Raw genomic sequence first — 21,670 nt, forward strand, 5'->3', positions numbered from 1 at the left:
CCCCCACGAAGGGCGGGCTTCCCAAGGAGAAACAAGCATGAGCACCCCCTACACCCGTCAGATCGAACGCCTGGTCAATGGCATCCCTACCCAGGATGGCGCCGGCGTGAGCCTTACCCGCGTGCTGACCCACGACCTGCAACGTCGCCTGGACCCGTTCCTGATGCTGGACGCCTTCCACTCCGACGAGCCCAGCGATTACCTGGCCGGTTTCCCCGACCATCCGCATCGCGGCTTTGAAACCGTGACCTACATGCTGGCCGGTCGCATGCGCCACCGCGACAATGCCGGTAACGAAGGCTTGCTGGAGCCGGGTGGCATGCAGTGGATGACGGCCGGTCGCGGCCTGGTCCACTCCGAGTTGCCGGAACAGGAAAACGGCCTCATGAGTGGTTTCCAGCTGTGGGTGAACCTGGCGGGCAAGGACAAGATGACCGATCCCGGCTATCAGGACATCCCGGCGGCGGGCATTCCCGAGACCGAGCCGCAGCCGGGCGTGAAGGTACGCGTATTGGCCGGCAGTGCCTTTGGTGTGGCCGGAGCGATCCATCGGGAGACCACCGAGCCGCTCTACCTGGACCTGAAGCTGGAAGCCGGCGTGACGCTGGATCTGCCGATCCCGGCCACGCACAATGCCTTCCTCTACGTTCATGAAGGCAAGCTGGCCGTGGGTGCTCAAGGGAGCGAGACCCGTGCCGCCGAGGCCGGGCGCATGGCGGTGCTGTCCAACGTGGCCGGGGCGGCCGGGGTGACGGTGCGCGCCGAGCAGGCCAGCCACTTCCTGCTCATTGCCGGCAAGCCCCTGAATGAGCCAATCGCACAGTGGGGTCCGTTCGTGATGAATACCCGCGAACAGGTGGAAGCGGCCATCGACGATTTTCGCGCCGGTCGCTTCTGAATTCATCCATCCCTACATCTACATTCCAACCCCGGCAGGCGGGTCTCAAGCAGAGCCCGCCGCCCCAGGAGAGCACCATGAGCAATATTGTTCACCAGATCCACGGCCTGACCCGCGACATCGGTTTCCCGGTCCGTCGCCTGCTACCCGCGGCGGCTGCACGTACGGTCGGTCCCTTCGTCTTTTTCGATCATATGGGGCCGGTGGAATTCGATGCCGGCACGACCGAGGGCGATGTCCGTCCGCACCCGCACATTGGCCTGGCCACCGTCACCTATCTGTTCTCCGGCGCCATGATGCACCGTGACAGCCTGGGCGTGGTCCAGCGCATCACCCCGGGAGCCGTCAACTGGATGGCCTCGGGACGGGGAATCGTCCACTCCGAGCGCATTCCCGACGATATCCGCGCGCAGAAGGTGCCCGTGCACGGGCTGCAGATGTGGGTAGCGCTGCCGGCCGGGCAGGAGGACAGTGAGCCGCTGTTCCGTCATTACGCCTCGCAGGACATGCCTGAAGCCCAGGTCGGCGGCGCCCGGCTGCATGTGCTGGCCGGTTCGGCCTTCGGTGTGAACTCGCCGGTCATCACGGCCAGTCCGACGCTGTATGTGGCCGGCAGCACCACGCAGGGCGGTGAGCTGGAGATCGCCCCGGAGGTGCAGGAACGTGCGGTCTACGTGGTCAAGGGTGAGGTGATGCTGGATGGCGAGCGCATGGAGCCGGGCACGCTGGCCATTCTGGCGCCGGGTGCGGTCGTGGCCTTGAAGGCGGTGGGAGAGACGGTCTTCATGATCCTGGGCGGGGCCCCGCTGGATGGGCCGCGCTTCGTGTGGTGGAACTTCGTGGCCACCTCGCGGGAGAAGATCGAAGCGGCCAAGCAGGCGTGGAGTGGCCGTGACAAGCGCGTGTTCCCGGATATTCCGGGAGAGACCGAGTGGATTCCGTTGCCGGCGCATTGAACGCATCTGGTCGCCCATCCGAACTGCGTCAGGCAGGGCTCAAAACAACACCGCCTGGCCAATTGCTGCGGTAGGCGGTGTTGGGAACAGACATGTCGGCCAGCAGAGGCCGGTCGATCAGATCAAGCCGATGATGCGCCCCATCTCGGTGATGTAGGGGCTGTCCTTCAAGACCTGGTTTTCCAGGCTGTCGGCAGCGCGGCGCAGGGATTGCCAGGTGTCGCCGACTTCGCCGGCATGCGGCTGCGGCTGGCTCAGGTGTTGCCGCAGGCGGGCGATGTCATCGCGCAACTGGTCGGCTTCGGTGCTGCCGGCGGGCAATTTCTGCAATTCCGCCTCGAACTGGCCGACCATGTCCAGCAGGCGCTGGTGGTCGAACGCTGGGGTTTGCATGGGCTCGCTCATGGATTCTCCTTCGGTGATGGACCGGCTCCATCATAGGCGCATTGCGCCCGGGCCGGCAAAAAAAGGCGCCGGGGTTTGCCCGGCATCAAGTTCTGCCATTTGGCCGCAGGCACAGGCGGGAAGTTCCGGCAGCGCTGCGATGGCGCCATGCTTTGTTACACTGGCGGCTGTTTTGGCGCGCCGCTTCCTGCGTCGCCCTCGCTGACCCCTGATTCATGACCTTACACGACGATACCCCACCTTTCATCAGCTGGACCTCCGGCGCTACCCCACAGCGGCTGCGCTGGCACTCGGAGGCCGGCAATGCGCCGCCCCGTCGGGTTGTCGAGGCCGATGACCAGATCGCCGCCGACGCGGCCTACAAGCTGGCCTGCGAGGGTACCGGCCTGCTCTGGCGCGGCGACTTCCAGAACGCGCGACAACTGCTGCAAGCCCTGGGGCGCCGGGTCGACCGCGCCCGCGAGCGCAGCCAGGCCAAAAGCAAGGCCAGACCGGCTAGCCCGGACAGCCCGGCACAAGCCTTCCATCATCATCGTCAGATGCAGGCGCAGCGCGCACGCATCCTGGGCATGTTGCTCATTCCGGTCGATCCCGGCTTCGTGGTGCCGCTGCGCCGCGCGCCGGCGCTGCAGGCGGCCTGCAGCGAAGCCTACGGCACGGCGCTGCAGGGCGAGTCGTTTGCGGTCTCGTTGCGCGAGCTGCAGGGCTTGATCGGTGCCCATGAGTGGCGCAAGAAGGGGGTCGAGATCGGCGCTCTGGGAGGGCGCATCCACCCCTGGTATGGCGTGTTCTCCCCGGTACGGGGCGAATACGTGGAGCTGGTGGCCCAAGCCCCTTTACCCTCGACCGAACTGGCCTTCGATATCGGCGTGGGCAGTGGCGTACTTTGCGCCGTGCTGGCCCGGCGCGGCGTGCGCAAGATCGTCGCCACCGACATGGACCCCCGTGCCCTGGCTTGTGCCCGCGAGAACCTGCAGGCACTGGGCGTACTGCCCCAGGTGACGCTGCAAGAAGCCGACCTGTTCCCGCCCGGCCGCGCCCCGTTGATCGTCTGCAATCCGCCCTGGCTACCGGCGCGGCCCAGTTCACCCATCGAGCACGCGGTCTATGATCCGGACAGTCGCATGCTGCTGGGCTATCTCAATGGCCTGGCCGAGCACCTGACACCGCAGGGCGAAGGCTGGCTCATCATGTCCGACTTCGCCGAACACCTGGGTTTGCGCGCGCCCGGCATGCTGGAGGAGGCCATCACCCGGGCCGGTCTGGAGGTGGTGGCACGGCACGACATCAAGCCGCGCCACGGCAAGGCGATTGACCGTGAGGACCCCCTGCACGCAGCGCGCAGCAAGGAAACCACCAGCCTGTACCGCCTGCGCACCCGCGCGAGCGCCTGAACCGATCTGAATCCAGCGAGGCAGACACCACCCATGAACCACTCGATCCGATTGCTGCCGCTGCTGCTGGGCGTGCTGATGCTGCCGGCCAGCGCCCAGGTCACCACGCGCGATCTCGGCGGACACTATGGTCCGCAGCAGGGTGTGCCCGTTCCGGTGCCGGTCCCTGTACCGGTCCCGGATGCGCTGAACCGCAATGCACCGCTGAGCGAGCCCATCACGACCTCCGGCAATAGTTGCGTCTGCCAGGTGGCCGAGACCGGCGGCAGCGCCTGCATGATCTTCCTGCGCACCAATGCGGCCGACTGGATCGCCCGCAATGCGCCGCAGACACCCTTGCGTTCCTCGGCCAGCGGCCGCTACTACGATGCGTCCTTCGCCCTGGCGGCCAGTGCCTGCGCGGCGCGCAAGGTGGCGCCGGGCAGCGTGAAGCTGCATTGGCTGGATCGCCGCAACGCGATCCTGGAGTGGAAATAGCACATCGGTCCGGCCATCACATCAGGCCGCTTCCGTCCAGGCAGGAAACTCCAGCACGACGGCAAAATGCCCGTCGGGCAGATAGTCGAAGCGCATCTCGCCGCCATGGGCACGCATCACTTCTTCCACGATGGACAAGCCCAGGCTGGCCCCCATGCGGTTATCCCCGCGCGGGGCAAAGGGCTTGCGCAATCGTTCCCAGTCCTTGGCGGCAATGCCCGGACCATCATCGATGAAGCTGAGGCGGTGCTGCCGGCCATCGCTGTCCAGGCGCACGTGCAACAGTCCCGGCGCGCCGTATTGCAGGGCATTGTCGAGGATGTTCTTGATGGCCTCGCCCAGCGCAATGGGATCGCCCTGGATCAGACAGGGCAGGGGTGGGACGTCCAGCGCCAGATCGGGCGGCGTACGCGAGCGGTTCGAGAGCACCTCCGTCATCTGTGAACGCACCAGTTCGGCCAGCGCGATGCGCTCCTGCAAGCGATTGTCATTGCGATGCTGGACCATGGCGTGATTGATGAGCTGGTTGACCAGCGCACCCAGGTTGCGCGTGCGTTCGCGCAACTGCGCCAGGTGACGCTGGCGCTTGTCCTCGCTGGATTCGGTGGCCAGCAGTTCCATCTGCGCCACCAGTGCCGTGACGGGCGTGCGCAGCTGGTGCGCGGCATCCCCGATGACGCGACGCATGGTGGCGCGGTGGACCACCAGTCGCTCCATGAAGGCATTGATGGCCGAGACCAGCGCATGGGTCTCGGCCGGCACGGTTAACGACAGAGGTGAAAGATCGTTCAGGTCCCGTTCGCGGATGGCCGCCTCGATGCGCTTGAGGGGCGCCAGTGCCTGATACAGGGTGAACATTGCTGCCAGAATCGTGAGCGCGCTCATGACCACGATCACCACCAGTGCCTTGCCGCCCAGGCTCTGGGCAAAGGACATGCGCGCATTGTTGGTCTGCGCCAGCACGATCACGGCCCAGGGATGGGGACTGTCGACCGGCATGCGGCGACCGATGATGGCCATGCGCACCGGTGTGCCCAGATAGTCGCCATCGCGCAGCAGCGGGCCTTGCTCCAGCTCGTTCCAGGGGATCTCCGGGCGGAATTCGCCGTCGCCTGCGATCACCCGGCCGTGCGGATCGAAGACCGCATAGATGGCATGGTCGCCCGTGCCCAGCATGGACAGCGCCGCCAGCGGCACATCGACGTTGACCTCGCCATGGTCGTACCAGGTGTTCTCGGCGATCTGCAAGGCACTGCCGGCCAGGATGCGGTCATAGGCCTGGCGCGCAGCCAGCTGGGTCGAGATCCAGATGGCGATGAGCAGCACCACGGCACTGACCAGCAGCACCGCGCCCACCCGCACCACCAGCCGCGTATAGAGCGAACGTCCGACAAGGACGTGCGGGGAACGGCCGTGCATCAGTGCAGGGCACCGGCCGGGTTGGATACCGCCGCCTCTGCCAGCGCCGGCGCCTGCGGCACCAGCTGATAGCCCAGCCCGCGCAGGGTGCGGATCTCGAAGGCGGCACCGGCCAGTTTCTTGCGCAGACGCGCCACGTATTGCTCGACCGTATTGGCGTTGGGCGTATCGTCGACCGTGAAGAGCCGGTCCATCAGTTCATCCTTGTTGAAGATGCGCCCGGGTCGCGCGGCGATGATCTCCAGCAGCGTCACTTCGCGCCGGGTCAGGTCGATGGGCTGGCCATCCAGGGTGGCGGTGCGGCTCTTGCGGTCGATGCACAGGTTGGCGCAGTGCAGCAGGTTGGTCGACTCGCCACCGCTTCTGCGCAAGAGCACCCGGATGCGCGCCTCCAGTTCGCGAAAATCGAAAGGCTTGACCAGGTAATCGTCCGCACCCAGATCGAGCGCGCGGACCCGTTCTTCGATTTCTCCGCAGGCGGTCAGCATCAGCACCGGCGTGTGCTGGCCACGGGCGCGCAACTGCTCCAGCAGGGTGAAGCCATCGGTCTGGGGCAGCATCACGTCCAGGATCAGCAGGTCGAAGGCTTCGCCCAGGCGGCGCGCGGCGTGGCCGCCGTGGCTTTCCCATTCCACGGTGTGGCCGATGCGGGTCAGGTGGGAAACGATGGCCTCGGCCACGTCGGCAGTGTCTTCGACCAGCAGGATGCGCATGGGGATCTCCATTGTCATTTTCCGATGCCGCAGCTGTTGCGCGCTGCTTGGGCAGGGCGCCATTGTATGCCCGAACCGGCTGACAAAAACAGACGTCAGGATTTAGTCAGATTCGTTACAGCTTGGCGGCCTAGCATCCACTCCAACATAAATCCTATAAATCATTTGGAGACCTGCATGAGCGACCCTGCCCAAGGTGCGTCGGCCCTCGACCCATCGCGTCCGCTGCTGGAAATCGACCGCGTCACCCTGCAATACAAGACCACCGATTCGCTGGTCACCGCCACCCGCAATGTCAGTTTCAACGTCCATCCGGGCGACCGCTACATCCTGCTGGGCCCGTCGGGCTGCGGCAAGTCCACGCTGTTGAAGGCCATCGGCGGTTATCTGCAACCGACCTCGGGCGCGATCCGTCTCAAGGGGCGGGAAGTCCATGAGCCGGGTCCGGACCGCATGATGGTGTTCCAGGAATTCGACCAGCTGCTGCCCTGGAAGACGGTGCGCCAGAACGTGGAGTTCGCGCTGCACGCCAGTGGCCGCCTGCAAGGAAAGGCCGCCGCCGAGCGCGCCGAGTATTACATCGGCAAGGTCGGCCTGGCCAAGTTCATCGACAGCTATCCGCACATGCTCTCCGGCGGCATGAAGCAGCGTGTCTCGATTGCCCGTGGCATGGCCATGGAGCCGGACGTGCTGCTCATGGACGAACCCTTCGCCGCCTTGGACGCACTGACCCGCCGCAAGATGCAGGACGAACTGCTGCGCCTGTGGGATGACACCCAGTTCACGGTGCTCTTCGTGACCCATTCGATTGAAGAAGCCATCCGCGTGGGGACCCGCATCCTCTTGCTCACACCCCATCCCGGCCAGGTCCGCGCCGAACTCAACAGCATTGCGCCGAGCCAGTTGGGAACGGCCGCCCAGGCCGAGCTGGAAACCCGCATCAACGACATGCTGTTCGCCCACCACTGAGCCGCGCCGGAGACCTCATCATGCAAACCAATCTGCCCTTCGTCCGCCCGGAAATCCTGGTGGACCCCAATCCCGACGCCGCTGCCGAAGTACAGCGTCCGCTGTCGGCCTTCGAATCGCTCTACCGCATGGGCTGGCTGCGCAAGACCGTGATCCTGCTGGTACTGGCCCTGATCTGGGAAGTCTATGGCCGCTGGCTGGACAATGCCTTGCTCTTCCCCAGCTTCAGCGAGACGGTGCAAGCCTTCTTCGCCGGCATCGGCAGCGGCGTGCTGCTGCAACGTGCGGCGGTGTCCATGCAGACCCTGCTGGTCGGCTACGGCCTGGGCATCCTGCTGGCCGGGCTGTTGACCACGGTCGCCATCAGTTCGCGCATCGGCAATGACCTGCTGGAAACCCTGACCTCGATGTTCAACCCGCTGCCGGCCATCGCGCTGTTGCCGCTGGCGCTGATCTGGTTCGGACTGGGCACCGGCAGCATCATCTTCGTGCTGGTGCATTCGGTGCTGTGGGCGGTCGCGCTCAATACCCATGGCGGCTTCCGCGCGGTATCCAATACGCTGCGCATGGTCGGCCAGAACTATGGCCTGCGCCGCTTCTCGCTGGTGAAATCGATCCTGATTCCGGCGGCATTTCCCAGTATCCTCACCGGCCTGAAAGTGGGCTGGGCCTTCGCCTGGCGCACGCTGATCGCCGCCGAGCTGGTCTTTGGCGTATCCTCCGGCGCCGGTGGCCTGGGCTGGTACATCTTCGAGAACCGCAACCAGCTGGAAACGGCCAACGTGTTCTCGGGCCTGTTCTTCGTCATCATCATCGGCCTGGTGGTGGAGAACCTGATCTTTGCCCAGATCGAGAAGCGCACCATCCGTCGTTGGGGCATGCAGCACTGAGCCGGGTGGATCTTGTCTGCATACAAGATCCACGCAAGCCATACATCAACAAGCAACGATCCATACAAGACCGAACCACTGAACAACTTCAGGAGACAAGCATGCAACGCTACACACGACGTACTTTCACCAGCCTCATGATGGCCAGCGCTCTGGTCCTGTCCGGGGTGTCCGGCACCGCCCATGCCGAAGCGCAGGAGGTGCGGATCTCGCACGGCTACGGACTGCTGTACCTGCCCTTGATGGTCATCCGTGACCAGAACCTGCTGGAGAAGCACGCCAAGGCGATGGGCTTGGGCGATGTGAAAACCAAGTGGGTGCTGCTCGATGGCGGCAACGTCATCAACGACGCCATGCTGGCCGGCAACCTCGATATCGCCGGTACCGGTGCGCCGGGCTTTGTGACGCTGTGGTCCAAGGCGCACGGGATTCCGCGTTCGGAAGTGGTGGGCCTGGGTGCACTGTCGACCGCACCGCTCTGGCTCAATACCAACAACCCCAACGTCAAGTCATTGAAGGACTTCACGCCCAAGGACAAGATCGCCATTCCCGGCATCAAGACTTCGCTGTCGGCGGTGCTGTTGCAGATGGCGGCGGCCAAGACTTTCGGTATCGAGAACTACGCCAAGCTCGATCCGCTGACGGTGAGCCTGTCACATCCGGAAGCGATGGCGTCGCTGGTCTCGGGCAAGACCGAGATCACGGCCCACTTCACTTCGCCGCCGTTCTCCTACCAGGAGGGCAAGACACCGGGCATCACCCGCGTATTGAATTCGACCGACGTGCTGGGCCATATCACCATCGATGTGGTCTTCGCCCTGAAATCCTTCACCGACAAGAATCCCAAGCTGACCCAGGCCTTCATGGCGGCACAGGAAGAGGCCAATGCCTACATCGCCAAGAACCGCAAGGGTGCGGCCGAGACCTTCCTGCGCGTGTCCAAGCTGAAACTGCCTCAGGAAGAAGTGGAACAGATGCTGGCCGACCCCGGCACCGAGTTCACCAGCACGCCGGTGGACGTCATGCAGTACGTGGTCTTCATGGGCAAGGCCGGTACCATCAAGACCAAGCCGGCCAGCTGGCAGGAAATGTTCGTGCCGGCCTTCAAGGACCGCAAGGGCAGCTGATCCGGCGGCAGCCTGCGCTGCATGACAGTCCGATAGTCCGACAGCCCGGCAGCACATCCATTTTCTTCCCGTCAGCGGGGAGGGACTGGACGTCCTGCCGGGCTGCGCGTATGTTCGCAGTCTCCGTCTTCCTGCGCAAACGCCACCCATGCCATCGCCGCACATCCGTTTCCGTTGTGATCCCGCCCTGGCGGAGCTGTTGCCGCGTCCGCGCCTGGCGCGCGAGATGATCCCGGAGTGGATCCGCAGCATGCCGGCCAAGGCTTTCTCCCCCTTGCATGACCGCGAGATTCGTACCGTCAAGCAATGCCCGCCCTTCATCGATGCCATGGCACATGGCGTCATGATCCTGCTGCCTTGTGATGTGCACGTGGACAAGGGCCAGTTCCGCTGGGACTGGGAAGCCCCGCCCACGACGGTAGAAGGGCATCCGCGCGCACCGCTGAGTTTTCATCCACCAGCCCAGGTGACGGGCTCGCCCTTCGAACAGGGTGATGCGCTGGTCCTCAAGTTCAACAGTTTCTGGACCATCGAGCTCGAACCCGGCTGGTCGCTCTTCGCGACCCATCCGGTGAACCGGCATGACCTGCCGTTCCGCTTGTTGTCCGGGCTGGTGGATGCGGATCATTTCCATGACGCCGGGATCAATTTCCCGGCGCTCTGGACCGCTGCGGATTTTGTCGGCGTGCTGCCCAAGGGGACGCCCGTGGCGCAATGTATGGCGGTGCCGCGCGAACGGCCCGAACTGCAATTCGATATTCTGCAGGGCGACAGTGCCAGCCGCTACAGCCACACCGTGGCCGAGGTGCTGGCCAGTCCCAACGTCTATCGCAAGCGGTATCGCCAGCGCAAGTGAAGGCTCACTGCCGTCCGGGCAGGATGGTCGGGGTGGCGCGCGGCAAGGTGCGCGGGTAATCCTGGCTGAAGTGCAGGCCCCGGCTTTCCTTGCGCATCAAGGCGCTGGAGACTATCAGCTGTGCCACGTCCACCAGGTTGCGCAATTCCAGCAGATCGCGCGAGATACGGAAGTTGGCATAGTACTCGTCGATCTCTTCCTTGAGCAGGCGGATGCGGTGCTGTGCGCGCTCCAGGCGCTTGTCGGTGCGTACGATGCTGACGTAATTCCACATGAAGCGGCGCAGTTCGTCCCAGTTGTGGGCGATCACCACTTCCTCGTCGGCATCGCTGACGCGGCTCTCATCCCACTGTGGCACGTCGGCGATGCGCCAGACACCGGCTGACAATTCCCGTTCGATATCGGCCGCAGCGGCGCGGCCCAGCACCAGACATTCCAGCAGCGAGTTGCTGGCCAGACGGTTGGCGCCGTGCAGGCCGGTGCAGGCCGTCTCGCCCACCGCGTACAGGCCCGGCAGGTCGGTGCGCCCGGCCATGTCGGTGACCACCCCGCCGCAGGTATAGTGCGCCGCCGGGACCACCGGAATCGGCTGGCGCGTGATGTCGATGCCGAACTCCAGGCAGCGCGCCTGGATGGTCGGGAAATGCTCGGCGATGAAGGCCGGACTCTGGTGACTGATGTCGAGGTCGACGTGGTCCAGTCCGCGTTTCTTCATCTCGAAGTCGATGGCGCGCGCCACGATGTCGCGCGGGGCCAGTTCGGCGCGCTCGTCATGGTCTGGCATGAAGCGCTGGCCTGCCAGCGCACCGGCCGAGGCGGGCAGCTTGAGCAGCGCGCCTTCGCCCCGCAGGGCCTCGCTGATGAGGAAGGATTTGGCGTAAGGGTGGTACAGGCAGGTCGGATGGAACTGGATGAATTCCATATTGGCCACCCGGCAGCCGGCCCGCCAGGCCATGGCGATGCCGTCACCGGTGGCCGAATCCGGGTTGGAGGTGTACAGGTAAACCTTGCCGGCCCCGCCCGTGGCCAGCACCGTACGTCCTGCCGCGATGGCCAGCACGTGGCCGCTGACAGAATCCTGCACATGCACGCCCAGGCAGCGTGGTTCGGCCCCGGGATCAAGCTTGCCGGCGTGGATCAGGTCGATGGCGCAGTGATGTTCCAGCAGGGTGATGTTGGGGTGGGCGCGCACGCGCTGCTCCAGCGTCACCTGAACGGCGTGGCCGGTGGCATCGGCGGCGTGGATGATGCGGCGCTGGCTGTGACCGCCTTCGCGGGTGAGGTGATAGCCCAGTTCGGCGCTGTCGTCGCGGGTGAAGGGCACACCCTGGGCGATGAGCCACTCGATGGCCTGGCGACCCTGTTCGACGATGGTGCGCGTGGCGCCTTCATCGCACAGGCCGGCCCCGGCCACCAGCGTGTCGGCGATGTGCTGGGCATGACTGTCGCCCGAATCGAGCACGGCCGCGATGCCGCCCTGTGCCCAGTTGCTGGCTCCGTCCAGCAGTTCGCCCTTGGAAACGACCACCACCTGATATTTTTCAGCCAGATGGAGAGCGACGGAAAGACCGGCCAGACCGCTGCCGAGGATGACGACATCACACTTCATGATCGTGAGCAAAGCTGCTGTAGTGGAGGGAGGCGATGATTATAACCAGTCGCGGCCAGCGTGCTGTCGTATATCGTTTATATCGTTTCCGGAGCCCGGCAGGCACTGCGCCCGGGCCAAAACAAAACGGGCCCCGATCTGCATCGGAGCCCGTTCATGGGGTTCTGCTCAGCGCAGCATCACTGCGCAACGACCGGCTTGACCTTGGCCGCAGCCTGCTTGGCGCGGATGCGAGCGGTTTCCACGCTGTCCCCGGAGGCCAGGGCCACGCCCATGCGGCGGCGGGCGAAGGATTCCGGCTTGCCGAACAGGCGGATGTCGGCGCCGGGGATGCGCAGCGCATCGGCCACGCCGTCGAAGGCGATGCCGCGGGCATCGTGCTGGCCGTAGATCACGGCGGAGGCACCGGGACTGCGCAGAGCGGTATTGACCGGCAGGCCGAGGATGGCCTTGGCATGCAGTTCGAATTCGCTCTGCACCTGGCTGACCATGGTGACCATGCCGGTGTCATGCGGACGCGGGCTCACTTCGGAGAACCAGACCATGTCGCCCTTGACGAACAGCTCCACCCCGAACAGGCCCAGGCCGCCCAGGTTTTCGGTGACCTTGCGGGCGATGTCGCGGGCCTTTTCCAGAGCTGCGGTGGGCATCGGGTGCGGCTGCCAGGATTCGACATAGTCACCCTTGACCTGCACGTGGCCGATGGGATCGCAGAAGCTGGTGATGGTGTCGCCGTTTTCGTTGAGCGAGCGCACCGTCAGCAGGGTGATTTCATAGTCGAAGTCGATGAAGCCTTCCACGATCACGCGGCCGGAATCGACACGGCCACCGGCGGCAGCGTAATTCCACGCGGCTTCGATTTCTTCCGGACCGTCGATCTTGGACTGGCCCTTGCCGGATGAGGACATGACCGGCTTGATCACGCACGGGAAGCCGATCTGGTCGATGGCTGCCTTGAGTTCTTCCAGGCTGTCGGCAAAGCGGTAGGGCGAGGTGGCCAGACCCAGGGTTTCACCGGCCAGGCGGCGGATGCCTTCGCGGTTCATGGTCAGCCAGGCGGCGCGCGCAGTCGGAATGACGTGGGCGCGGCCGGCTTCTTCCAGCTTGACCAGGGTTTCGGTGGCAATGGCCTCGATCTCGGGGACGATCAGGTCGGGCTGTTCCTGCTCGATCAGCGCAGCCAGGGCGGCGCCGTCGGTCATGTTGATGACGTGGGCACGATGGGCGACCTGCTGGCCGGGCGCGTTTTCATAGCGGTCCACGGCAATGACTTCCACGCCCAGGCGTTGCAGGGCGATGATGACTTCCTTGCCGAGTTCGCCGGAGCCCAGCAGCATGACTTTGGTGGCGGAAGGGGACAGCGGAGTACCGAGTCGGATTGCTTTTTTCATATCGGGGGGAGTGTGTCAGCGGGGGGCGCTGATGCAGTGCGAGAATGAATCACGGGCGGACGATACCAAATCTTGCACGGTTTGGACAGTCGCAATGTACGTACTTTCGGGATGGAGAATTGGCTAAAAAATTCCTATTTTTCTCTCGGGCAACGATTCGGGGCCCTCGGGGCGGTTTATATCGAATAACGTCGGTCTTCATTCTCTTTTTTGCGCCGAATCACCCCCTATTCAGCATTCTCCTGTTGGATGAGAAGCTTTTCGGGGGCAGCGTTTTCCTCTGGCAACACCACCAGGACATTTTTGATGGAAAGGAGAGATTCAAATGACTAGAATGAATGCACTGATATCAAATCGGAGTAATGCTGTCATGGCTACGCTGACTGTCCGTAATCTTCCCGATGAAGTACATCGCGCCTTGCGGGTGCGTGCTGCCCAGCATGGGCGCAGCACCGAGGCAGAAATCCGCGAAATCTTGACCCTGGCCGTCAGACCCGGCGGCCAATTGCGACTGGGAGATGCGCTGGTCGACATGAATCGCGCGCTGGGCGTCACCAACGAAGATGTCGAGGCGCTGGAGCAGATGCGTGAGCGTCGCCCTGCACAGCCGATGAGGTTCAAATGATCGTGCTTGATACCAACGTCGTCTCCGAAGCCATGAAGCCGGAGATACATCCCGGCGTACACGCCTGGCTCAACGCACAGGTCCCGCAGACGCTTTACCTGACCAGCATCACGATTGCCGAAATGGGCTTCGGTATTGCCAGCCTTCCTGCTGGTCGCCGTCAGGATGTGCTGGCGCGTCGTTTTGAAGGCATCCTGCGCCTGTTCAAGGACAGAATCCTCCCGTTTGATACCGATGCAGCCCGCGCTCACGCCGAGTTGGCCGTCAAGGCCAGGCGGGCGGGCAGGGGTTTTCCCACGCCCGACGGTTACATCGCCGCCATCGCGGCATCTTGCGACTTCAGCGTGGCTTCCCGTGACGTGTCTGCCTATGCAGCAGCCGCTTTGCCGGTCATCAATCCGTGGGAACACTGACGCCGCTTCGCTTCTCAGGGCAGCAATTCCATCTGCAGCATCACCCCCGACAACGCCTTCCCATGCGCATCCAGCGCCAGTGAGCGGGTAACCCCGCCACCCAGCGCCCGCTGCATCACGAAGTTGAGCGCGCCCAGATGCGGCAGCGCGTGGCGCATCACCTCACCATGGACCACCCCGGCAAAATGCGCGCGCACGCGTTCGGCCGTCAGGGTGCGCTCCAGCAGCGCATAGTCCTCCTGCCGATAGGCGATCACGGAGATATTCGAAATGTCGCCCTTGTCCCCGGCACGTGAATGAGCAATCTCTCTGAGCAGCATCTCAGGCCTCCTCGATGAAAACGGATGGATGTACCAGCGTGCGCGGCAGCAGCAGCGACAGCACGGCGATGACTTCGCGGGCCGACTTGGTGGCACCGCCGCCACCGGCCGGGCCGTTGGTATAAAGCGTCTCGACTTCGTTGCCGATGCGGATCGCCTCTTTCATGCTGGCCGTGCGGCCGGTCACGCGCAGGCGGACTTCCTGGGGCTCGGGTGCATGCGCCGACATCTGCTCACCGGCGATGGCATTGATGCCGATCAGGTCCATGCGCAGTTCTTCGGTCTGCGCGCCCGTGAGCGCCAGCCGCTCGCGTACGATCTCGCCGGCCAGTTGCGCACGCGCTCGCGCGCCAGGGCCGGCATAGGAGATCTGGCCTTCGCCGATGAAGCTGTCGCGGTAACCCAGCGTGGTCTTGAGTGTCTGCGGTCGCGCACGCCCACGGCCGCCGGTGACGGCCACGCGGTCCGGCCCGACTTCTTCGATGTGGACTTGCGAGAAATCAGCAATCACGTCGGGCGTGATGTAGGCACCCGGATCATGGATCTCGTAGAGCAATTGCTCCTTGCAGGTGCGTGCCGTGACCTGGCCACCGGAACCCGCCACCTTGGTGATGACGGCACTGCCATCGGCCTTCACTTCGCCGATGGGGAAGCCCAGCCTTGCAAGACCGGCCACATCCTTCTTGCCGGGATCGGCAAAGTAGCCGCCGGTGATCTGTCCTGCGCATTCCAGCAGATGGCCGACGAGCGTGCCCTGGCCGAGCCGGTCCCAGTCATCGGCAGCCCAGCCGAACTCGTGCACCATCGGCGCCAGCACCAGCGCCGGGTCGGCCACGCGCCCGGTGATGATGACCTGGGCGCCGCCCTGCAGCGCTTCCACGATGGGTGCGATGCCCAGATAGGCATTGGCCGAAATGAGGCGCGTACCGAGAGCCGCGACCGGCTGGCCATTGTCCTCGATACGCCATGCTCCCTGCTGCACGGCCTCCAGTACATCGTCGCCGACCACGGCGGCCACCTTCAGCCCAGCCAGTCCGGATGCGCGCGCGATCTCGCGCACCCGCTGCGCCGCAGCCAGCGGATTGGCCGCGCCCATGTTGGTGATGATGCGCACGCCCCGCGTGGCACAGGTCTTCAGGACCGCGTGCATGCGCTCTTCCAGCAGCGGGTCATAGCCTCTGGCCGGGTCGGCCAGTCGGGCCTGCTGGCCGATGGCGATGGTGCGTTCGGCCAGGCATTCGAAGATCAGGTAATCCAGCTGGCCACGCTCGGCCAGTTCGGCGGCCGGTTCGATGCGATCGCCCGAATAGCCGGCACCGGCGCCGATGCGCACGGTGCGCTGTGGATCGTGGGTCATGTACTTCTCCAGAACAGGGGGTTGCGCTTGCCCTTGCCCCCGCTCAGAACAGCGGGAACAATCCCAGCACCACGCAGGCGATGGTCATCACCACGGAAGCGCCGAAGAGGAAAGGGATGGTGTATTTCTGATGGTCTGCCAGTTCGATGCCGGCCAGGCCGCACACCAGGAAGGTGGCGGGCGTGAGCGGACTGACCGGGAAACCCGTGGTCATCTGGCCCAGCAACGCCGCCTGGGCGACCTGGATGGTCGGCACGCCCAGCATGTGACTGACCTCGGCGATCACCGGCAGCACACCGAAGTAGAAGGAATCCGGGTCGAACAGCAGCGACAGCGGCATCGACAACAACCCCAGGGCCACCGGGATATGGCTGGCCATCTCGGGCGGTACCAGGCCCACGGCCGTCTTGGCCATGGCCGAGAGCATGCCGGACTTGGTCATGATGCCGGTGAACACGCCCGCCGCAAACAGGATGCTGGCCATCAGCAGGGCGGCCTTGGCGTGGGCATCGATGCGCTCGCGCTGCATGGCCACGTCACGGTAGTTGATCATCAGGGCCAGCACCACGCCGATCATGAACATGACCACCGGATCGACCTTGCCGCTGATCATCACGCCCAGCACGAATACCGTCAGGACGATATTGGCCCAGAAATTCTGCGGGCGGCGGATCTTCAGTTGCGCTTCGCTCAGTTCATGCTGCTGCACGAAGCCCACGCTGGCTCCCTTGCCCAGCCCGAGGCGGCGCTCCTCCTTCAGGCCCAGCAGATACGCGGCGATGAAGACGAAGGCCAGTCCGACCAGCTGGACCGGCACCAGAGGCGTGAAGATGTCCGATACCGGGATATGCAGTGCGGCCGAGGCACGGATCATCGGCCCGGTCCACGGCAGGAAATTCACGCCCGCGGCCAGCGAGGCCACGCAGGCCAGGATGCGCTTGTCGATGCCCAGCCGCGTGTACAGCGGCAGCATGGCGGGGATGGTGATGAGGAAGGTCACCGCACCCGATCCATCCAGGTGGATCAGCAAGGCCAGCAGTGCGGTACCGGGAACGATGCGGGTGGGGCGGCTACCCACGGTCTTGAGGATGCGGCTGATGATGGGGTCCAGCATGCCGGCATCGGTCACGATGCCGAAGAACAGGATGGCAAAGACGAACATTCCCGCCACCGGTGCAATGGCGGTGACGCCCTGAACGATGAACTTGGAAGTCTGCAAGCCGAAGCCGCCGATCAGGGCGGCCATGATGGGAATGGCGATCAGCGCCACCAGCGGCGACATCCTCTTGGTGAGGATGGCGGTGAACAAGGATACGATCGTGACAAAGCCGAGCAGGGCCAACATGCGTGTCTCCGTTTTTTGGTGTGATGTTCTTGTCGTGTCAGCACATCCGGCCCGGTGTGTCGTTTTGCTTTTCTGTTTCAGTCTCCGTACCGGATTCCGTACAGGGGGGCGAGATGTGAGCAGGGCGAGTGTAGGTGGCGGCCGATTTTGTTGTAAAGTCGCTTTTTTCGATTGATTGACCGGATTTTCAGCATAATCCGGCGACCTCCATCTCATGCAAGCCAACCTTTCCACGCGCCTGCTGCAAGCCTTCCTGGCTCTGGCCGAGTGCCGGCACTTCGGTCATGCGGCCGAGCGCTGCCACCTCTCGCAGTCAGCCTTCAGCGCCATGATCCAGAAACTGGAGAGCGCCACCGGCGCGCGCCTGTTCGAGCGTGATACGCGCAACGTGAGCCTCACGCCCGAAGGTGAAGTCTTCGTCCAGGTGGCCCGCCAGCTGGTGGCGGACATGCAGGCGGCGCTGGCGGACATGAATGATTATGTCGCCCGGCGCAAGGGCAGGGTGGCCATTGCGGCCCTGCCGTCGTTGGCGGCGGGCTGGCTGCCGCCGGTGCTGGCAGCCTACCGGCAGCGCCATCCGGGTGTCACGGTGGAATTGTTCGATGCCATTTCGGACCAGTGCCTGGAGCTGCTGCGGCATGGCAAGGCCGACATCGCCCTGACCGCGCCGGGTCCCGATCTGCTGGAGTTCAGTACCCAGCCGTTGTGTGCCGATCCGTTCTATCTGGTGTGTCGCAAGGACCATCCGCTGGCCGGGAAGCGACGCATCAAGGTGGCGCAACTGGCCGGTTGCGAGATGATCCACCTGGCGCGCTCGACCAGCGTACGCCAGCACCTGGAGGCGGTGCTGCGACCTGGTGGCGTGATCCACACCGGGCTGGAGGTGGAGCACCTGGCCACGCTGGCGGCCTTGATAGAAAGCGGGCTGGGCGTGAGCGTGGTGCCGGAGCTGACGCTGTTCCAGTTCCGTCTGCCCAACCTGGTCGCCATTGCCGTGGATGCGCCGGAGCTGGTGCGGCCACTGCTGATCGTCACGCCCAAGGAGCGCAGCCTGTCCATTGCCGCGCAAGGTCTGCTGGAGCTGGTCGAGGCCAAGGCGCGCGCCGAAGCGGGCAGTCCTGTGCGCAGGCGCCGGAACATCGCATAATGGCAGGCCCCGAGCTGCTCTGCTTGCCTGATATCCACCACGCCACTTTCATGCCCGCACACGCAGCCCTTCAATGGATCGTCGATGAAGACCGGCTCTTCACCGACATGGCCGATTCTCCTGACAATCCTTGTACCGCCTGCGGCGGTTGCTGCGCGCACTTTCGCGTGTCCTTCTACTGCGGCGAGCTCAGTGACGGGCTCGGTGGCATGGTACCGGTGGAGCTGACCAGCAAGGTCAATGCCACGCTGGCCTGCATGAAGGGCACCGAGCACGTGGACTGATCCCTCAAGGGCTGATGGCTTGCTTGCACAATGCCGCCAGGGCATCACCCAGCGACTCCGGACGTCCTTCGAAGAGCCGGCGCAAGGCTTGCGGATCGGCCAGTTGCGCATACAGCGCACGGCGCGCCGAATAGTCCGTGGCCATGCGTACGGCGGCCAGGATGTAGTCATCCAGCGTGGCCGCGATGGTCCAGTCGGGCAGCCCGACGCGGCGGAACAGTCCTTCGTCGATATGTTCGAAGACTTCCGGCCCGGTCTTGCAGACGCCCGGCAGTCCGACCGTGAAGGCATCGATGATGCCGTTGGTATTGCCGAAGGGCAGGGGCGAGAGGAACATGTCGCACTGGTTGAAGATCGACAGGTACTGCTGGTAGGGCTGGTGCGCATAGACCTGCGCCGACGGAATGTAGCGCAGGATCAGGCGCTGCAGCTGCGGATAGAGCAGGCCCTGCGCCTGGCCCACCAGGAAATGCAGTCGCACCTGGCGCGCGGCCCCGCCCTCTGCCTGCGCGGACAATTCCACGATGCGCTGGCACGCCATCAGGAAGCGCGGATTGAGTTTCATGGTAGTGGCTGCAATGGCCACATTGACCACCGTCTGGTCGCGTCGGTCCATGCGCGGTACGGCAAAGGGGATGGCCGTGGGACGGTAGGGCTGGCCATCGGCGGGCAGGCGCAAGAGCTTTTCGCTGAAGCAGGCCGGGTCGCCGACGAAATCCTCTTCCACGCTGATGTAGTCGATGCGCGAGGAATGCGTCGTGGCCGGGTGGCCGAGCGCGGCCACCTGCAAGGGCGCTAGCCGCAGATTGGCCGCGAACATGGTGATGGGGAACATGCCCACGCTGGGCATGTAGAACACGCATGGTCGACGCGCCTGTGCAGTCTCGCGCACGGTGCGCAGACTGGACACCAGGTCGCCGGGCTGCTCCAGCGTGATGAATTCATCGAAGACGGCGCGACCCAGTTCGTCGGTATTGGCCGCGTAGCCCAGGGCAATCACGTGGAAATGGCGGCGTGCCGCCTCCAGCGTCTTGGAGTGGGTACGGTAGATCGAGTGTCCGCCGGAAAACCACTCCAGCAAGACCAGCATGACCGGCTTGCCATTGACGCGCCCGCCACCGTCCTGCGCCAGATCATGCAGGCCGTCGGCAGCGAGCTTGCCGAGCAGCAGCTGGTTGATGGCGCCCTTGATGCGATGGCGCTGCGGCAGGTCGGCGTAGCTGCAGTGCATGTAGACGTCATGCAGCACGGCAACCGGCAGCCCGTCCAGGGAATCCAGTTCATGCAGTCGTTCGGGCAGCCAGTGCAGCAGGGCCTCGCGCTTGGAATGCGCCGCCGGCGTACCGAGAAAGCGCGGCGACATCAATGCCAGGAACAGCGCGGCGGCCAGCGGTTTGTTCTGGACCCAGAGCGCTTCCACATCGAGCGGCAATTCCGATTCGGGGGAGTACAGCAGACAGAATTTCACCAGGTCCAGCGGCTTGACCTCGAATACCGCCGATTGCGGACCGCCGAAATTGAGCGAGCGCAGGATGTGATCGGCATTGATGAAGTGACTCGCCCCGAATAGCGCCGCCAGCCAGCGCTGGAACTGGATGAGCTGGCCGAAACCGTTGGGACTGAGGTGAAAGCCGGGATCCGACAGCAGTGCCGAGATGGCGCCGGTAAGGCGCGCCAGTGTGTGCTGTTCCAGTTCGGCCTGGGTCACCGCCGGCGAGACCTGCAAGGAAAACCTGCCGGCCAGTTGCCCGTACTGCCGATCGATCAGTTGCAGCAGGCGCACCAGTTCCTGTGCGGCGGGCTCCCGCTGGCGTGCGTAGCAGAGGTACTCGAATTTTTCCAGGGAGAAAATGTCGTCTTGGCTGGCCGTCATCGGGGGCTCATTCGGGTGGTCAGTGGCGCAGACGGCATTGTGCCGTCTTCGGCGCCGTGCCGCCAGCAAGATCGTCGCGGCCCGAGGACTGGCTCAATGCCGGGTGCGCGCCTGCACCATGGCCGACGGCGTCTGCCCGAACAGCTTCTTGTAGTCGCAGGAGAACTGGCTGAAGTTGGCGAAGCCCCAGGCGGCAGCGATGTCGCCGATGCTGCCGACGGCCTGGCTGCCATCGCCCGCGCACAGGGCGCGGCGCACCCCGTTCAGGCGCAGCGAGCGCAGATAGCTCATGGGGCTCATGCCCAGCACATCCTCGAAGCAGTATTGCAGCGTGCGGCGACTGACGTGGACGGCCTCGCACAGCATGGGGACGGTCACCGGACTGTCCTGATGCGCCATCGCGAACTCGCGCGCATCGTTGACGATACGGCGGCGGCGCAGAAAGCTGGCACCGGCTTGCGCCTCGATCTCGCCCTCGTCCAGCATGGCCAGCAAGGCTACCAGCACGGCTTCCTGGCGCAGTTGCAGGGCGGCATGGGCGTGGGCGCCGCTGGCCTGGCCCGCCAGGGCGAGCAGGGCAGCGATCTGCTGGCGGCAATCTTCCAGACCCTGATGCCCGACCTTGAGCAGTTCGGCCCGGTGCAGGCGGTTCCAGTCCGGCTGACAGCCCAGCCGTGCGGCACTCGATTGCAGGGCGTCGCGTTGTACCACGATGCCGTAGATTTCATGGGCATCCGGCGTGACCAGTTCGAATTCGCAGGCACCCGGACGGGTCATCACCACATCCTCACCCACCTGGCGGCCATTGATGCGCATGCCGCTGGTGCGCACCTCGATACCGAACCACAAGGCATCGGGCCATACCTGGCAGGACTGGCGCACGGCACGGCTGCTGGCCTCGCGGAAAATCTGCAGACCGCTGCTCTGCCACTCCTGCAGCACGCCTTCAAAGCGACCGCAGGTGATCTGGTCGTAGCGTTGTTCCCAGTCCGTCAGGTTGTGCGCATGCTCATCCACATCGCGCGCAACGGCGGTGCGCAATGCCCGCTGGCTGTGCGTGGCAGGTGTGTCAGGCTGGGACAGTGAGAGCGCGGACATGGGCAGACTCCTTGATCGACCGGCGGCTCGCAAGCCGCGCAGGTTTGCCGAATTTCGATAACGCCGCCGAAATCGCCGTTGCTATATTGGGTCGGCAGGGCAGC

22 protein-coding genes are annotated in these 21,670 nt (G+C 64.5%); 12 read left to right on the plus strand and 10 right to left on the minus strand.

The features are described from left to right. The first annotated feature begins 37 nt into the window (after window positions 1–37). Window positions 38–898, plus strand: coding sequence for a pirin family protein (locus HNO82_RS09050; protein WP_008329310.1), 861 nt, complete (start codon window positions 38–40; stop codon window positions 896–898). Between the two features lie 77 nt (window positions 899–975). Continuing rightward, complete coding sequence (locus HNO82_RS09055) at window positions 976–1,854, plus strand: pirin family protein (RefSeq protein ID WP_175343462.1); 879 nt, start codon at window positions 976–978, stop codon at window positions 1,852–1,854. Between the two features lie 117 nt (window positions 1,855–1,971). Here the strand turns inward: HNO82_RS09055 and HNO82_RS09060 are convergent, their stop codons facing one another. Continuing rightward, window positions 1,972–2,259, minus strand: coding sequence for a hypothetical protein (locus HNO82_RS09060; RefSeq protein ID WP_008329308.1), 288 nt, complete (start codon window positions 2,257–2,259; stop codon window positions 1,972–1,974). Window positions 2,260–2,474: 215 nt separating this feature from the next. On the opposite strand from HNO82_RS09060, the gene HNO82_RS09065 reads away from it, so the two are divergent. Beyond that, window positions 2,475–3,653: a methyltransferase gene (locus tag HNO82_RS09065; RefSeq protein ID WP_175343463.1), complete on the plus strand. Its 1,179-nt coding sequence runs from the start codon at window positions 2,475–2,477 to the stop codon at window positions 3,651–3,653. A 33-nt stretch (window positions 3,654–3,686) separates the two neighbouring features. Beyond that, window positions 3,687–4,130, plus strand: coding sequence for a hypothetical protein (locus HNO82_RS09070; protein ID WP_008329306.1), 444 nt, complete (start codon window positions 3,687–3,689; stop codon window positions 4,128–4,130). Between the two features lie 21 nt (window positions 4,131–4,151). Here the strand turns inward: HNO82_RS09070 and HNO82_RS09075 are convergent, their stop codons facing one another. After that, window positions 4,152–5,549, minus strand: coding sequence for a sensor histidine kinase (locus tag HNO82_RS09075; protein WP_175343464.1), 1,398 nt, complete (start codon window positions 5,547–5,549; stop codon window positions 4,152–4,154). Continuing rightward, window positions 5,549–6,262 (minus strand): response regulator transcription factor, encoded by a 714-nt coding sequence (locus tag HNO82_RS09080; protein WP_008329299.1) that lies wholly within the window; start codon window positions 6,260–6,262, stop codon window positions 5,549–5,551. The genes HNO82_RS09075 and HNO82_RS09080 overlap by 1 nt, the downstream gene beginning before the upstream one ends. A 177-nt stretch (window positions 6,263–6,439) precedes the next feature. On the opposite strand from HNO82_RS09080, the gene HNO82_RS09085 reads away from it, so the two are divergent. The 4 genes from HNO82_RS09085 to HNO82_RS09100 all read left to right on the plus strand — a co-directional run bounded on the left by HNO82_RS09085 (window position 6,440) and on the right by HNO82_RS09100 (window position 10,104). Then, window positions 6,440–7,231 (plus strand): ABC transporter ATP-binding protein, encoded by a 792-nt coding sequence (locus tag HNO82_RS09085; RefSeq protein WP_008329297.1) that lies wholly within the window; start codon window positions 6,440–6,442, stop codon window positions 7,229–7,231. Window positions 7,232–7,251: 20 nt separating this feature from the next. Further along, window positions 7,252–8,121, plus strand: coding sequence for an ABC transporter permease (locus HNO82_RS09090; RefSeq protein ID WP_008329296.1), 870 nt, complete (start codon window positions 7,252–7,254; stop codon window positions 8,119–8,121). 101 nt (window positions 8,122–8,222) lie between these two features. Beyond that, on the plus strand, window positions 8,223–9,248 hold the full coding sequence (locus HNO82_RS09095) for an ABC transporter substrate-binding protein (protein WP_175343465.1): 1,026 nt from the start codon (window positions 8,223–8,225) through the stop codon (window positions 9,246–9,248). Window positions 9,249–9,396: 148 nt separating this feature from the next. Then, a complete protein-coding gene (locus tag HNO82_RS09100) occupies window positions 9,397–10,104 on the plus strand; it encodes a hypothetical protein (RefSeq protein WP_175343466.1) in 708 nt (235 codons plus the stop codon). Between the two features lie 4 nt (window positions 10,105–10,108). Here HNO82_RS09100 and nadB read toward each other — a convergent pair whose 3' ends face one another. After that, window positions 10,109–11,713 (minus strand): L-aspartate oxidase, encoded by a 1,605-nt coding sequence (gene nadB / locus HNO82_RS09105; protein WP_175343467.1) that lies wholly within the window; start codon window positions 11,711–11,713, stop codon window positions 10,109–10,111. A 179-nt stretch (window positions 11,714–11,892) separates the two neighbouring features. Next, on the minus strand, window positions 11,893–13,104 hold the full coding sequence (purT, locus tag HNO82_RS09110) for a formate-dependent phosphoribosylglycinamide formyltransferase (RefSeq protein ID WP_034350391.1): 1,212 nt from the start codon (window positions 13,102–13,104) through the stop codon (window positions 11,893–11,895). A gap of 370 nt (window positions 13,105–13,474) precedes the next feature. Between purT and HNO82_RS09115 the strand changes: the two genes are divergently transcribed. Both HNO82_RS09115 and HNO82_RS09120 read left to right on the plus strand, forming a co-directional pair. After that, the gene (locus HNO82_RS09115) at window positions 13,475–13,729 is read left to right on the plus strand and encodes a FitA-like ribbon-helix-helix domain-containing protein (RefSeq protein WP_008329283.1); all 255 of its coding nucleotides are present in this window, start codon (window positions 13,475–13,477) and stop codon (window positions 13,727–13,729) included. After that, a complete protein-coding gene (locus HNO82_RS09120; RefSeq protein WP_175343468.1) occupies window positions 13,726–14,142 on the plus strand; it encodes a type II toxin-antitoxin system VapC family toxin in 417 nt (138 codons plus the stop codon). Before HNO82_RS09115 ends, HNO82_RS09120 begins: the two co-directional genes overlap by 4 nt. A gap of 14 nt (window positions 14,143–14,156) precedes the next feature. Here the strand turns inward: HNO82_RS09120 and HNO82_RS09125 are convergent, their stop codons facing one another. The 3 genes from HNO82_RS09125 to HNO82_RS09135 are packed head-to-tail and all read right to left on the minus strand — an operon-like array spanning window position 14,157 to window position 17,164. Further along, on the minus strand, window positions 14,157–14,462 hold the full coding sequence (locus HNO82_RS09125; RefSeq protein WP_175343469.1) for an AtuA-related protein: 306 nt from the start codon (window positions 14,460–14,462) through the stop codon (window positions 14,157–14,159). A 1-nt stretch (window position 14,463) separates the two neighbouring features. Then, complete coding sequence (locus HNO82_RS09130; protein ID WP_175343470.1) at window positions 14,464–15,819, minus strand: acyclic terpene utilization AtuA family protein; 1,356 nt, start codon at window positions 15,817–15,819, stop codon at window positions 14,464–14,466. A 43-nt stretch (window positions 15,820–15,862) separates the two neighbouring features. Next, window positions 15,863–17,164: a CitMHS family transporter gene (locus HNO82_RS09135; protein ID WP_008329279.1), complete on the minus strand. Its 1,302-nt coding sequence runs from the start codon at window positions 17,162–17,164 to the stop codon at window positions 15,863–15,865. A gap of 214 nt (window positions 17,165–17,378) precedes the next feature. Here HNO82_RS09135 and HNO82_RS09140 point away from each other — a divergent pair, with 214 nt between their 5' ends. Further along, entirely contained in the window at window positions 17,379–18,311 is a 933-nt protein-coding gene (locus HNO82_RS09140; protein WP_175343471.1) for a LysR family transcriptional regulator, read from the plus strand. A gap of 50 nt (window positions 18,312–18,361) precedes the next feature. Next, entirely contained in the window at window positions 18,362–18,595 is a 234-nt protein-coding gene (locus HNO82_RS09145; protein WP_488926997.1) for a YkgJ family cysteine cluster protein, read from the plus strand. A gap of 4 nt (window positions 18,596–18,599) precedes the next feature. On the opposite strand, the gene HNO82_RS09150 is transcribed toward HNO82_RS09145, so the two are convergent. Both HNO82_RS09150 and HNO82_RS09155 read right to left on the minus strand, forming a co-directional pair. Continuing rightward, entirely contained in the window at window positions 18,600–20,468 is a 1,869-nt protein-coding gene (locus HNO82_RS09150; RefSeq protein WP_175343472.1) for a peptide transporter, read from the minus strand. 93 nt (window positions 20,469–20,561) lie between these two features. Continuing rightward, window positions 20,562–21,566 carry a helix-turn-helix domain-containing protein gene (locus tag HNO82_RS09155; protein ID WP_008329276.1) on the minus strand — a complete coding sequence of 335 codons (1,005 nt, stop codon included), beginning with the start codon at window positions 21,564–21,566 and terminating at the stop codon, window positions 20,562–20,564. Window positions 21,567–21,670 lie beyond the last annotated feature (104 nt).

Origin of the sequence: Herbaspirillum sp. C9C3 (genome assembly GCF_013359625.1) — a bacterium.
In the GTDB taxonomy this organism is placed as follows: Bacteria; Pseudomonadota; Gammaproteobacteria; order Burkholderiales; family Burkholderiaceae_D; genus Herbaspirillum.